The sequence below is a fragment of the Marinococcus salis genome, from assembly GCF_054971365.1.
The window spans coordinates 33,686-47,424 of sequence record NZ_JBQOJB010000020.1 but is presented as its reverse complement, the minus strand read 5'-3'; the positions used below and the strand labels follow the sequence as shown (position 1 = coordinate 47,424).

Annotated in this window: 11 protein-coding genes; 8 read left to right on the top strand and 3 right to left on the bottom strand. The window is 47.2% G+C overall.

Translation table 11 applies throughout. From position 1 onward, the window contains the following. Window positions 1–244: 244 nt before the first annotated feature. The gene (locus ACTTK6_RS13920) at window positions 245–688 is read left to right on the top strand and encodes a hypothetical protein (protein ID WP_233133195.1); all 444 of its coding nucleotides are present in this window, start codon (window positions 245–247) and stop codon (window positions 686–688) included. A gap of 515 nt (window positions 689–1,203) precedes the next feature. On the opposite strand, the gene ACTTK6_RS13915 is transcribed toward ACTTK6_RS13920, so the two are convergent. After that, window positions 1,204–2,031 (bottom strand): manganese catalase, encoded by an 828-nt coding sequence (locus ACTTK6_RS13915; protein ID WP_079475969.1) that lies wholly within the window; start codon window positions 2,029–2,031, stop codon window positions 1,204–1,206. Between the two features lie 385 nt (window positions 2,032–2,416). On the opposite strand from ACTTK6_RS13915, the gene ACTTK6_RS13910 reads away from it, so the two are divergent. Continuing rightward, complete coding sequence (locus ACTTK6_RS13910; RefSeq protein ID WP_079475970.1) at window positions 2,417–2,842, top strand: MaoC family dehydratase; 426 nt, start codon at window positions 2,417–2,419, stop codon at window positions 2,840–2,842. 54 nt (window positions 2,843–2,896) lie between these two features. Here ACTTK6_RS13910 and ACTTK6_RS13905 read toward each other — a convergent pair whose 3' ends face one another. Both ACTTK6_RS13905 and map read right to left on the bottom strand, forming a co-directional pair. Continuing rightward, window positions 2,897–4,552, bottom strand: a complete 1,656-nt coding sequence (locus ACTTK6_RS13905; RefSeq protein WP_462833724.1) for an alpha-keto acid decarboxylase family protein — start codon at window positions 4,550–4,552, stop codon at window positions 2,897–2,899. Window positions 4,553–4,666: 114 nt separating this feature from the next. Further along, the gene (gene map, locus ACTTK6_RS13900; RefSeq protein WP_094907730.1) at window positions 4,667–5,407 is read right to left on the bottom strand and encodes a type I methionyl aminopeptidase; all 741 of its coding nucleotides are present in this window, start codon (window positions 5,405–5,407) and stop codon (window positions 4,667–4,669) included. A gap of 226 nt (window positions 5,408–5,633) precedes the next feature. Here map and ACTTK6_RS13895 point away from each other — a divergent pair, with 226 nt between their 5' ends. The 6 genes from ACTTK6_RS13895 (at window position 5,634) to ACTTK6_RS13870 (ending at window position 13,739) form a co-directional block, all read left to right on the top strand. Then, the gene (locus ACTTK6_RS13895) at window positions 5,634–6,461 is read left to right on the top strand and encodes a hypothetical protein (RefSeq protein ID WP_462833723.1); all 828 of its coding nucleotides are present in this window, start codon (window positions 5,634–5,636) and stop codon (window positions 6,459–6,461) included. A gap of 74 nt (window positions 6,462–6,535) precedes the next feature. Next, complete coding sequence (locus ACTTK6_RS13890) at window positions 6,536–8,557, top strand: thioredoxin domain-containing protein (RefSeq protein WP_462833722.1); 2,022 nt, start codon at window positions 6,536–6,538, stop codon at window positions 8,555–8,557. After that, the gene (locus ACTTK6_RS13885; protein ID WP_462833721.1) at window positions 8,554–9,153 is read left to right on the top strand and encodes a hypothetical protein; all 600 of its coding nucleotides are present in this window, start codon (window positions 8,554–8,556) and stop codon (window positions 9,151–9,153) included. The genes ACTTK6_RS13890 and ACTTK6_RS13885 overlap by 4 nt, the downstream gene beginning before the upstream one ends. Window positions 9,154–9,233: 80 nt before the next feature. Beyond that, entirely contained in the window at window positions 9,234–9,971 is a 738-nt protein-coding gene (locus tag ACTTK6_RS13880) for a TSUP family transporter (RefSeq protein ID WP_179124092.1), read from the top strand. 27 nt (window positions 9,972–9,998) lie between these two features. Next, window positions 9,999–10,568 carry a TetR/AcrR family transcriptional regulator gene (locus tag ACTTK6_RS13875; RefSeq protein WP_462833720.1) on the top strand — a complete coding sequence of 190 codons (570 nt, stop codon included), beginning with the start codon at window positions 9,999–10,001 and terminating at the stop codon, window positions 10,566–10,568. Between the two features lie 84 nt (window positions 10,569–10,652). Then, complete coding sequence (locus ACTTK6_RS13870) at window positions 10,653–13,739, top strand: efflux RND transporter permease subunit (protein ID WP_462833719.1); 3,087 nt, start codon at window positions 10,653–10,655, stop codon at window positions 13,737–13,739.

The following is a 13,739-nucleotide window of genomic DNA, read 5'->3' as shown; positions in this document are numbered from 1 at the left end:
GGCGACCTGCATGCGAACGGCAAGGACGGCGTGGAGTTCTACACCCGCAAGAAAATGGTGACCGCCCGCTGGTAATCCAAAATTCAAAAAGTAATATCCTTTTAATAAAGGGTATTACTTTTTTTGTACTGTAGACAATTACCTGTAATAAAAGTAAATTAACAAACTATAAAATATAGCGGTTGTAACGATGATTCTCAGGGAATAACATCTTCAGTATTAAATTAAGGGAGAGTGTAATATTATGAGTGCACGCATGGGTCAGGAAATGGATGAAATTCTCAGTCGATTGGAAGAAGATTATGTGAGGGCTGTGAAAGGTAATGAGAGCGGAAACGTAGAAGACTTCGTAGAAAAATTCTTGTATGATTCATGGGCATATAATGAAGAAAATATGGATAATATTAAAAGTGTGTTAAGCCGTTATACAAGAAAGGAAATTCATCAAAGCACCTTTAGTGGTTCTTTCAATGAAATGGTGGGACATTTGCAGAAAAAGCTAAAAGAGCTTGACCGGGATAAGAATTATCCTGCGCTGCATACAGATTACGGGGCTTCGGTAGTGGTCGCCTTTGTAGATGGTCTGATTATTCAATATTATGTAGGGGTTTACAGTATCGATCAACTGAAAAATATGACACCTGCCTTTAAGCGCCTGATTCTTGAAGCACTAACGGTAGAAACATAAGTACAAAGCGAATCTTGTTTTTGCCCAAAATCCGGCTAATATGTTGGGGGATTCTCAGGTATAAATTTGAAAAGCAAAAATTTTATCGTGGCGCAGGTTTATATGAACTGCTTTATTTGCTGGCTATTTTCGTATAATATTCTATAGCTTTTTGAATTTCGAACCCCTTGAAGCCAATCGAAATTATTTGTGGGCATCTCTGCTTTTTCTATAGGGAAGTTAGGATGAAAAGCCAAGCATTCACGAAATAGGGTCTAGCTATTTTCAAAGGCTTTAACTTAGTTCAGCAAATAGCTTTTGTGAAATCACACCTTACGCATGAAAAACGTACCAGGCTTCTTATTTAAACCATTATCCTTATTGATGTATTCTGATAAGTTTCGGGAAAATATGATATCTGTACGGATTAGTTTATGCTCGCGGGTAATGAAATTAATTCGAATAAAAAGCCTCCGAAAATGAATATCGGAGGCTTTTAACGAAAAAAAGAAGTGAATAAAACTGGTTACTAATAATTATTGTTTGTCCATATTTGGAAGAGTGTTGTGCATATAGTCAGGAGCAGGCTTCAGCTCAGGCTTGCCTCCATGAGCCTTCGGCTCCGATACATATTCAAAGGACTGGCCGTCCGGTGCTTTGTCTTTCAGCCAGTTAAGATTTGCGCTTTGCTCTCCTTCAGAAAAGTTCATCAGCTGGTGGGAAAACTCAGTTGCTTCCCACTGTGCCGGTACAGTGGACGGTGCAGTAAAGCCTTCTTTTTGTTCGAGTTCTTTAATTGCTGCAGCCCACTGATTCTGGTGCATCGTATCACGGGCGAGTAAGAAAGAAAGCATCTGACGGACACCTTTGTCTTCGGTCATTTCATACAGGCGTGCTACCTGCAGGCGTCCCTGCGATTCCGCATTAAGGTTGGCCCGGAAATCACTGAGCACATTGCCGCTCGCGATAATATAGCCTGCATTCCAAGGAACACCATTGCTGTCTTTAGGAACGGCGCCGAGTCCGGAAACAATCGCATGCTGCGGGTTCATGTCTCCCATTATGGATTCGATAACTGGGTTTTTAGCTGCTTCTTCCTGTTCTTCTACAGGAGCGTCATCGAGCAGCTGGGCGATCATGGTCGCGATCATTTCAATATGGCCAAATTCTTCTGTGCCGGTATCCATCAACATATCCTTATACTGTTCGTTGCCGCGGGTATTCCATCCTTGAAACATGTATTGCATCGCTACAGAGATTTCACCGAACTGGCCGCCGAGAATCTCCTGCAGTTTTTTGGCAAAGACGGGATCCGGACGGTCTGGTTTCGCGTGAAATTGCAGCTCTTTACGGTGAAAAAACATAAATGAATAACTCCTTTTTTGTAGTAAATAGTTAGTCTATCTAATTGGATGTTTATAGTTCATGTCGTGAAAAAGACCACATACCGCCCTGGCGCTTGGTGGACCGCCCTCCTTTCTGAAATCATAAAAAAAGAGCCAGAAAAAGAAGGTGTCTCCTTTCTCTGGCTCATAATCCAGCTTTTTATCTGGTTATTCCCGCCACGCAATATGCTGTACTGATTATGTTATAGCCGATAACGGCAAAGTCTAAACGTAGAGTTGCCATTTCTTTTAAAAACATACAGGAATTTTAAAATTTAGATGTTTTTATAAACAGAGGCAGTATACTAAGGTGGAAATGATATTTTGTGATTGGTTTAATGTAAAAGGACGAGGAGGAGAAAAAATGAGGCTGGATACTTTTACCCCCGGCCAGAAATTTGAAACACGTGCATACAGGGTGACTAAGGATGATGTTTTGCGGTTTGCCCGGGAGTTCGATCCGCAGTATATGCATGTAAACGAAGAGAAAGCCCAAGCGGGGAGATTTAATGGCATTATTGCCTCCGGTATTCATACGATAAGTATCACATTCAAATTGTGGGTAGAGACAGGGGTGTACGGCGACGATGTCGTAGCGGGTACAGAAATGAACCATATCAAATTCATCAAGCCGGTGTACCCGGGTGATGAACTGCGTGTGTATGCGGAAGTGACCAACATAGAAGCAAAAAGGAAAAACGAAGGCATCCTCACGGTGATGCTCAGAACATACAATCAAGAGAACACGAAAGTGTTTGAGAGTGAATTGTCTGTGCTGATTAAACGATAATGCCGAATAAAAAAGCTAATCTCCTTATGAAAGGGGATTAGCTTTTAACTGCTGCTATGAGCTGCTGCCTTCGGCAAATTTCCGAAGCCGCTTCAGATGAATCGGCGCATCCATCTGGTCATCGACGTTCATTTCGATAAAATGGAGCGTATCGTTTTGGCCAATGCGGGCCACGGCTTCTTCAAATTCCGTGGAAGTGGACACGCTCACCGTTTCCGCGGCAGGATAAAAACTTTTTACGAGCTGCATGTAATCCCAATGCGGAATATCATTGTAGCGGGCATGGGTATTTTCTGTGTTTAAATAACGTTCAACAGTGTAGCCCTTGTTGTTTAAAAAGAAAATAACCGGCTTAAGATTCTGCTCGGCCATCGCACTAAGCTCCTGGGCGGTCAGCTGAAACGATCCATCTCCCATAAATAACAGGACGCGCCGGCCGGGAGCTGCAAGCTCGGCCCCGAAGGCCGCCGGGAGGGCGTATCCGATACTCTGCCAGGAGCCCTGGGAAATAAAAAGCGTATTCTCAGGAAGACGTACGTGCGGCAGTCCGTAAGAAAATGTGCCAGTCTCGACGACTACAATATCCTTCGGCTGGAGCAGCTTTTGGATAATAGGATAGTACGTTTCTGCCAGCAGTCGTTCCGAATAGTTTTCGGACGGAAAATCATAGAAGGACGGAAGATAGCCAATCTGTTCAAACGTACGGCACTCCATTAAGGTAAGAGCATCAATCACTTCTTCAACCACTGTATTGTACCGTGCTTTGTTTTGAATGGAAATCTCCTGTGGCTGGATATCGATCCGTTTTTCCGCCGGGAGATCGGCAGTGAATTTTGCCATGTTAAAATCGGATTCAAGCAATCCGGCAGTAATAATTAAATCAGCGTTCTCTACATAATCGCACACCTGCTGGCTGCCGAAGGCCCCGGCGTAAATGCCGATGTATAGCGGATGCTGTTCATTGAACCCGCTTTTGCCCTGCATCATCTGGGCTGTCGGAATGTTCAAATGTTCTGCCAGCTGTAAAATAATGTTCTCCATGTGGTAGCGGGAGGTAAAAATATCTACAAGCAGCACCGCTTTTTCTGCCTGATCAATGGCTTCCTTCATCAGCTGGGCTGTTTCCTGCACGACCAGCTCATCGCTCATGTAGGAAAGCTCCTGCTGGATACCGGGAGTCTCGATGCGCGTGGTCGCTGTATCCTGCGGAATATCCAGATAAACCGGCTTTCGCTCACGGACGGCAGAAGCGATCGCTTTTGGAATTTCCTCGGCGGCGTTTTCGGGGGTGATTTTTACTGCATAACAGGTGATTTCCTGATGCATGCGCAGAAACACCGAATAGTCGCCGTTCATTAATGTATGATGGGCTTTAGTCCCGGCTTCCTGCATAGAGAAGGCGGGTGAGCCGACAATATGGATGAGGGGAATGTGTTCACTGTAGGCTCCGGCAACAGCATTCGAGGCGCTAAGCTCCCCCACGCCGAACGTGGTAATCATAGCGCTGAGGCCTGCGACGTGCGCATAGCCATCTGCCGCATAACCGGCATTCAGCTCATTTCTGTTATCGACAAAGCGAATGCCGCTGTAGCTTTCAAGCTCATCAAGCAGGGCGAAGTTATAATCGCCCGGTATGCCGAATATTTCTGTAATACCTTCTTTTGCAAGGCAGTCATATAAAAAGGAACTGATTGTTTGTTGTGCTGGCATAATGAACCTCCTGAACGGGATGATAGTAGGCTGTTCCCGTATTCGTGAAGATTTAGACATAGGTCAGGAGAAAAATCGCCTGCAGCGGTAAATAGATAAGAAAAAATTATGAGCCTACAGTGTAGTTATAATCGGGCCGTCCCTGGTGAGAATAATTGTATGCTCGTATTGAGCTACATAGCTGTCATCGGTCAACAGGGTCCAGCCATCTTCAGCCGGAAAAACCTCCTCTTCAAACGTCGAAATAAAAGGCTCAAAGGCAATGACCGCTCCATCCTTTAAAATTTCATCGTCCCAACGGGAAAAGTAGTTAAAAATATGCTCCGGCGGTTCATGAATCGAGCGTCCAATGCCGTGCCCGGTAAGATTTTTGATAACCGTCAGACCATGCTGCTTTGCCACGTTGTGTACAGCTTTTCCGAGAGCGCTCTTTTTTGCCCCGGGTTTAGCTTTCTCCAGGCCGGCATCGAATGCTTCTTTGGCAGCGTCGCATATTTTTTGTAACACTGGTTCAGCACTGCCAATCACAAAGGAAACCCCAGTATCTGCGAAATAGCCGTTTTTCGAACCCGAAACATCAATATTGATAAGGTCGCCTTCCTGAATGGCCCGATCGCCCGGGATTCCGTGCGCTACTTCTTCATTGACGCTGATACACGTCTGGCCTGGAAAGTCGTACACTCCTTTCGGGGCAGATTGAGCTTCTGATTGTTCAAACAGCTTTTCTGCAATGGTATCGAGTTCCTTTGTTGTAATCCCTGGTTTAGCAGCCTGGACTAGTTTGTTCCGAATCGTTCCACAAATTTCGCCAATTTCCCGTAAACCCTGAAAATCCTCTTCCGTTTTTGCAATCATTGTGTATCCTCACTTTTTAAACAGTTTATGATAATCATTACATTTAGATTCTATCATAAAAATTTAAAAGAGAGCTGCCCGGGGCAGGGGAAAAGCTTCTATTAAAAACAGGAGTAAAATCTAACTATATGCCAGGCAATGCATTATTTAAAATCGAAAAATTGGTATAGTAATGTTAAAAAGCAATTACCAAACATTAGAGTGATAGTATAAAGGGGCACCTGACATGAAGAAACAATTAGTTATGATTAGTCTGTCATCACTATTAGCACTATCTGCTTGTGTAACTTTGGAAGAATCAGGCAGTGATTCAAGCGAAAACAAGGAGAATAAAGACGAGGCTTCTGCAAATGATTCTTCCAGTGAAGAAGATACGAAGACAGAAACAGCCGAAATGGCGGCTGAAGAAACGTCCGAACGTTTTGAAAAGTTGCACGAAACGATGGCCACGTTCAGCCTTCCCGAAAAAGGACGTCTAAGTAGTAAGGAAGCAAAACTGCGGTTTGGGGAGATTCTTCGACCAGAAGACGAGTACAAAGATGTTATTGTCTATGATAATTCGATGATTTTTTATAAAAATACGAAAGAAACGTATACTTACTCCTGGATCAATTACGATACATTATCGCAGGAAGACAAGCCCGAACCGTATGGAACGCAAGCGTTAGGGGCGTTAAAATATAGAGTGAATCATGACATGGTATTTTATCCTTCAATATTCGAAGAAAACGCAGGTACAACTTTAAAAAATTTAGATGAATACAATGGGGACAAAAAAACTCTTATTGCCTCAGGGGAGCTTGTAGAAAAAGAAGGGAAGAATCCCACAGGCTACGAAGCTATTGAGGCAGGTTCACAACGTATGTTAAGCCAACTTCACCAGCTTGAACCTTACGTTGAACAATTCGACGCCGTACACGACTGGACGACAGAAACAATTTATTACTTTGAAGAAGCCGAATCATACGATGAAGAAGAATGGAAAGAAGCTTATAAGTATTATAAAAAAGGCGTTGATAATATTGACGAAATGGAAAAAGCAATAAACGGATAACTGGTAAACACGCTGTCCTTGTTTGGGCAGCGTCTTTTTCGTGAATAAATATTAACAAGAAAGGACGTGATTGGTTGAACCGTCTACAATACGAAAAATCACCCTATCTCCAGCAGCATAAAAACAACCCGGTGGACTGGTATCCATGGGGAACAGATGCTTTTGAAAAGGCGGAGGCAGAAAACAAACCGCTTATGGTGTCCATTGGGTATTCAACGTGCCATTGGTGTCATGTAATGGAGCAGGAAAGCTTTGAAAATGCGGAAGTGGCAGCAGTGTTAAATGAAAAATTTGTGCCTGTGAAAGTGGACCGGGAGGAGCGCCCGGATGTGGATGCAATCTATATGTCAGCATGCCAGGCTATGAACGGACACGGTGGCTGGCCGCTGAACGTGTTTATTACGCCGGACCAGAAGCCCTTCTATGCAGCCACCTATATTCCAAGGAACCAGATGGGCAGTATGCCGGGAATTATGGATGTCCTAAGCCAGCTTTCAGATATCTACCGCGACGACCCCGAGCGAGTGGCGCAGGTGGGCAATGATATTTCCAAAGCGTTGGAGCCGCGGGCTTTAGAAACGAGACAGCTGAATATCAATAACGTGCATACAGCGTTCCGCGCCTTCACTCAGCAGTTTGACTCTTCGTACGGCGGATTCGGGTCTGCCCCAAAGTTTCCAAGTCCGCATATCGTAATGTACCTGCTGCATTACTATCATCAATTTGAAAGCGAGGGTGCGCTGTACATGGCCACCTCCACGCTCGATGCAATGGCTTCAGGAGGCATCAGAGACCATATTGGCGGCGGGTTTTCCCGTTATGCGACGGATGAGGCGTGGCTTGTGCCGCATTTTGAAAAAATGCTGTACGATAACGCGCTGCTCTTAATGGCGTATACGGAGGCGTATCAACTGACGGGTGAGACAAGGTATAAAGAAGTCGTGGAGGAAATTATTGAGTACGTGCACCGGGATCTGACGCATGAAGAAGGCGCGTTCTTCTGCGGAGAGGATGCCGACAGTGAGGGGGAAGAAGGTAAATTTTACGTCTGGACCCCGGAAGAGATTGAAGATGTGCTTGGGGAAGAGCGTGGCGAACAGTTTGCGATTGAGTACGGTATCGACCCCGCCGGAAACTTTGAAGGGAAAAGCATTCCCAACCGGATCAACCGTCCGACCGCTGGCTGGAGTGATGCAGAACGCCGCGGGGCACTGCAGGCCTTATACGAACATCGGGAAAAGCGTGTGCGTCCGTTCCGGGATGAAAAAATACTTACGTCCTGGAATGGCTGGATGATTGCTTCGATGGCTAAGGCAGGACGGGTTTTCCAGAAAGAGGAATGGACGACGTTTGCGGAGGAGGCGTACCGTTTTATTGAAACCCGGCTCCAGGATCAAAACGGGCGCTTCAAAGCCCGCTGGAAGGATGGCGACGTGCAGTATGATGCATATGTGGACGATTATGCCAATATGATCTGGGCCAGCACTGAGCTTTACGCTTCGACTTGGAAGCCGGAGTATATTGAAAAGGCGTCTGCCTGGGCAGAAACGATGGTTAGCTACTACTACGATCAGGAAAACGGGGGATTCTTTCTCACAGCGTCCGATGGGGAATCACTTCTGTTTCGGCCAAAGGAAGCTTTTGACGGAGCCGCGCCTTCCGGCAACAGCGTGGCTGCGGTGCAGCTGATGAGACTTGCTCGTCTTTCCGGGAAAATGGAATTTGAACGAATAGCCGAAAAAACGTGGGAAGCTTTTTCGGCCTCCATCGAACAGGCGCCAACTGCCTTTGGTCACCTCATGCAGGGGCTGGTGCTTTTTCACGGCGACAGAAAGGAAGTAGTTATCCGGCCTGCGCAGGATGATGAAGCGTTTCGGGTGAAGACCTACATCCAGCGTGCATTTCATCCCGAAGTGACAAGCCTGGTGGCCGAATTGGAGACTGACCTCAGCCGGGCGGCTCCGTTTGCAGAGGATTATCCAGTGCAAAACGGAAAGACCACTATCTATGTCTGCCGGGACTTTTCCTGCCATGCGCCGGTGCACAGCACAGAAAGCATGAAATATTTATTCGGCACCGGGCAGGGGGAACAATGACGATTATTACGGTGGAAGCAGAAAACAACGCGTGGATTCCAGAGCTTTCCGGCCGGCTTAAGCGTTATTTTCCCGAGGCAAAGCTGATCGAACGTTTGACGCAGCTTCCTGAGGACCCATGGGAGTGGGTCGAAGCCGAACGACTGCGGAACCGGGAGGCGAAACAGTGGGAAGAGGAAGGTGTACCGGTAATCGTGGAAGGAGACGTGCTTTCCCCATTTATGAAGGCCTGGATGCACTATTTCCGTAAGCCCTGGCCTGAACTGTACGAGCTTGATGATTATTACCGTAAGCGCCTGCAGGATTTTCGACTTCATCTGTCGCAACGGTACGTTTTCATTCAGCAGGAAGAAAAGAAAAAATGGCGGTGGCCGAAGCGGAAATCTCCGCTCGAAGAAGAGAAGGAAGCCAAATACCGCTATTATAACGGCATGAAGTCGCATACACCGGAACTGATTGATCTGGTGGCTTACGATTGGCTCGGCACGTATCCCAACTATCTTGACCAGCACTGGCCGGCAGAACATCCTAAACGGGAATGGCCGATACAACTGTATGAATTTATGATTTATTTTGCTGCTAATCAACGGGCGTGACAAAAGTCGCTCCCGTTTTTTCTCTCTTTATTTAAAGCATGATACAATAATAAAAGCATGTAATGAAGGGTTCTGACAACATGAGTGCCATTGGGGAATTTATTTTAATCGCTGTTATTATTTTTACAGGAAGCTTTATCCAGGGCGTCAGCGGCTTTGGTTTCGGCTTGTTCGTGATGAGCTTTGTGCCGTTTTTCTTTACGCTGCAGTTCAGCTCGCTTCTCGTTATTTCACTGTCGGTTATCACCGCCCTGAGCATTATAGGCAAGGTCTATAAGCACATTCAGTGGGCGCAGCTCGGATATTTGCTGGCAGCCACCGCAGCAGGAAGATTTGCAGCTTTTTTTATACTACATAACTTTGGGGAAATGGATATTCTGAAAAAAGTACTCGGTCTCGTGCTTCTCGGCATGGTCGTGTATACCTTTGCCCAAAAGCCGGAAAAAAAACTGCGGCCGGTCCCGAAATGGATTCCGCTCACGCTCGGCTTTTGCGGTGGGCTGGTAGGCGGCGTATTTGGTGTTGGCGGTCCTTTTTTTGTTGTTTATTTTCTATTAACCACAGCCAACAAATACCATTATACGGCGAACCTGCAGATTACATTTTTAATTGGAAGTCTTTTAACTGTTCTTGCCCACGCAGGCGCCGGTGACTATTCAAAGGAGCTGCTGCTTTATGTTCCTATAGGAATTGTGTGTGTGCTGCTTGGAACAAGGATTGGTATCCGCTATTTTGAAAAGCTGCCGCAAAAGCATATTCGTACACTTACGGCCGTTATTATTGGAATAGCCGGCCTGAATATGCTGTTTTTTGCTTGATACTGAATGGAAAGGAGGAGAACCCTGATGCCTAGGCAGCGAACAATAGACCGCCGAATGCTTTTTCAGGAAACGGAAAAGCTAATCGTGGAAGAAGGCTACCATTCGTTTCATTTTAAAGCCCTGTCGGAACGGCTCGGGGTGGCGAGAAGCACCATTTATAATTACTATGCTAAAAAAGAAGAATTAGTAACGGCATACATGCTCGATAAACTAGAGCAGGTATTCGCCCAGCTTGATGAAGCCGATCGGCAGGCGAATTTTTCCGTACGTATGAAGGCCTATATCCGGGTATGGGTGCAGCAGGCATCGGTCCATCAGGCCTTTGATATTTTCCCGGTCATGGACCACCATGCTTCCACACAGGTGGAAATAAACGTAGAACAGCTTCAGCAGTACTTGGGGCAACTGGGGAGCCGGGCGTCTACTCTAATCGAAGCCGGTAAAAAAGAAGGGGCTATTCGAGGGGACCTCCCGACGCAGGGCATCACGCGGCTGCTGATGGTGGCCGTACAGGCACCGGACCCGTCTCTGAGCGAGGAGGAATGGGTAGAGACCATTTATAATATTTTTTTAAACGGTATCAGACATCCGTAAATAATTTTTAAATTTAAATGACACTAGTGTCATTTTCGTTCCAAACAAAGTATACTGGGGTAATAATACTGTGGGGGGAGAAACGTGAAAAAAATAATTGCAAAACCGAAGCTGATTTTATTATTTATGGCGATGCTTGTCATCGTCGGTACGCTGTCTTTTTTCCAGCTGCCGCAAAAAGAAATTCCATCAACCAATCCACCGGTGGGGCAGGTGACCACGGTGTACCCTGGAGCCTCGGCCGAGGAAGTGGAAACGACAGTCACGAACCAGCTTGAAGAAGAGATTGATAACGAATCGGCCACAGCGTCGATTTCTTCGGTCTCCTCGCCCGGTCTGTCGTCCATTACTGTAGAGCTTGATGAAAGCACTGAAAATCCAGAGCAGGTGTGGAATAGTCTCGAGCAGAGGCTATCACAGGTGAGCACCACGTTTCCGGATGATGCAGAAGAGCCTTCCATCAATAGCGAACTGAGTCAGCAGGGGCTGGCTATTTATCAGCTGACAGTGGAGGAAGAATCGGTTCCGGAAGCGGTACAGCTGATTGAAAACTGGGAGCAGCGGTTCACTGGTATAGCAGATATCGACAGCCTGGAAATTACTGGCGACGTGGAGCGCGAGCTGCAGGTTCGCCTCGATAGTGAAGCACTCGAGGAGGAAGGATTGCAGTCCGGCCAGATTATTGGGGCGCTCTCCTCAGCCTCGGAGATCGTTCCGCCCGGAGAGTGGCAGCGCGGAGGAGAGCTGTATCAAGTAGAGCTTGAAGCACTTGAAAACGTAGAAGACTGGGAGAGCATTGAGGTGAGCCAGGGACAGCAGAGCGGCGGAGAAAGTGTTCTACTCGGGGACGTTGCCACAGTGGAAAACACTTATGAGCCGATAGATGAACAGGTGGAATACAATCAGCAGTCGGCCCTGTCGGTAACATTCTTTCTCGCGGATAATGCGAGCGTGCCGCAGGCACAAAGTAGTTTAGATGACGTGATAGGGGATTTTGAACAGCAGCTGCCTGCAGGCATGGAGCTGACCCAGCTCTATACGCAGGGCGACGTCGTAGAGGATTTATTTTCAAGTCTGGCTATCTCATTTGTGGTGGCATTTGTGTCGGTATTAATTGTGTGTTCTATCGGCCTGCGGCTGCGGACAGCCCTTTCGGTAGCTATATCGATTCCGGCAGCACTTGCGATCGGGATGATTCCTCTTCCGTTTACCGATGTCGGTCTGAATCAAATTTCGTTGATTGCTTTTATCATTTCGCTTGGGATTCTCGTTGACGATGCCATTGTCGTAAACGACAACATTGACCGCCGGCTCCGGAGGGGCGACAGCCCGATTGAAGCAGCAAGCAACGGGGTGAGGGAAGTGCTTGTATCCGTTATTGTGTCAACGCTTGCTGTTGTATTTACCTTTTTTCCGCTTTTATTTCTTCCGGGAGCGGCTGGTTCGTTTATCCGCCCCCTGCCTGTCGTGCTGATTACGGTATTGATTTCGTCTACGCTTCTTGCGATCTTTTTTATCCCAATTTACCGGGGCATTGTAGAAAAAAGAAGAACAAAGACACTCAAGCGCCCCTCGCCGGGATTTCTGGGCTCCTTTCTTGACCGTTCAGCCAGATGGTACAGTAAACGAGTGTTGACGCGTGTCGTAAAGCGGCCGATTATCGTGTCGCTTGCCGGCCTGATACTCGGAACATCGGCATTTGCGCTCGTGCCGTACACGCCGCTCGAGTTTTTCCCGGACACGGAGCGGGAGGAAGTATTTATCGAAGCATCGGTGCCCGAAAATACCCCGCTTGAGGAAACGGAAACCCAGGCGGAAGAAGTCAGCGCCTGGCTGCAGACACGAAAAGGAGTAACGTCGGTGTCTTCTTATGCCGGGACGGAAATTCCTACCGTATTTTCGGGTGGGGCAGGCGGCGGTGCTGCCGGCCCGAACGATATGAATTTTCTCGTTTACGTAAACCCTGAAGAGATTCCGGCAAGAGAAGGAAGTGAAACGTGGCCGCAAGAGATCCGGAATACCTTCGACAACGTCGAAGCCCAGGGGTCAATTGTTGAATCCGGGCCGCCGGTGGGTGCTCCGATTGCGATTGAGCTTTCCGGGGAGGAAACAGAGGAGCTCTTCTCTGCAGCAGCGGAAGTCGAAGCATTGTTTGACGCAACGGACGGAGTGGATTTGGCTGTGTCTAACGCCAATCAGAACGTGAATCAATGGCGGTTTGAACAGGACAGGGAGGCCATGGAAGGGACAGGCGTCACCAATGAAGCTGTAAGCACCGAGCTCCGGCTGCTTGGGGAAGGCGTGCCGTTTGGCCAGTGGAATACGGATAATGAAGTAGTACCGGTCCAGGTGATGTATGATAACGGAGAGCAGGTTACAAACAGCGACCTGAACCAAATTATTATGGCCAGAGACGACAATGGAGAAGACGTTACGTTAAATGATCTGGGGGAGGGCACAGAGGAAACAACGATTTCCGCTGTCCCGCATGAAAATACAGAGCGGACCATTACAGTCCGAGCGTACCCGGGAGATGTCTCCGAAGACGAAATTTTAGCCGTAGCTGAAGATTCTCTTGATTCGATTGAAAATGAATACGGAGGAGTCAGTGTCCAGATAGGCGGCGAAACCTCTGAACGAAACGATGTATTTATTGATATTGGGCAAATATTCATCGTAGTAGTCTTTTTGCTGTTGATTTTGTTTGCCCTGCAGTTTTATTCGCTCCGGATCCCGTTTATCGTATTGAGCGCAGTATATGTTGCTATCGCTGGAGTTATTCTCGGTCTGTTCCTAACTCAGACAGGACTTGGTTTTATGTCAATGATGGGGGCTGTCAGTCTCGCCGGTATCGTCGTACGGAACGCAGTCGTTATGATAGAATTTATGGAGCAGCGCATCCGCGCGGGGGCAGATGTGCGAACGGCTGTTACGGCAGCCGGAGAAGAACGGTTCCGGCCAATTCTTTTAACAAGCTTAACGTCCATCGCCGGCCTGCTTCCAATTGCCCTTGGGGACAATCCATTGTTTCAGCCGCTCGGCACAGCCATCGTAACTGGCCTTGTCTTTTCCACAATAATGACGCTTCTTTTAGTGCCGGCTCTGTATACGTGGAAAACGGAAAGCGACCAAAAAAGACATACGCGAAAATTAAAGAAAAAAGGTGAATGA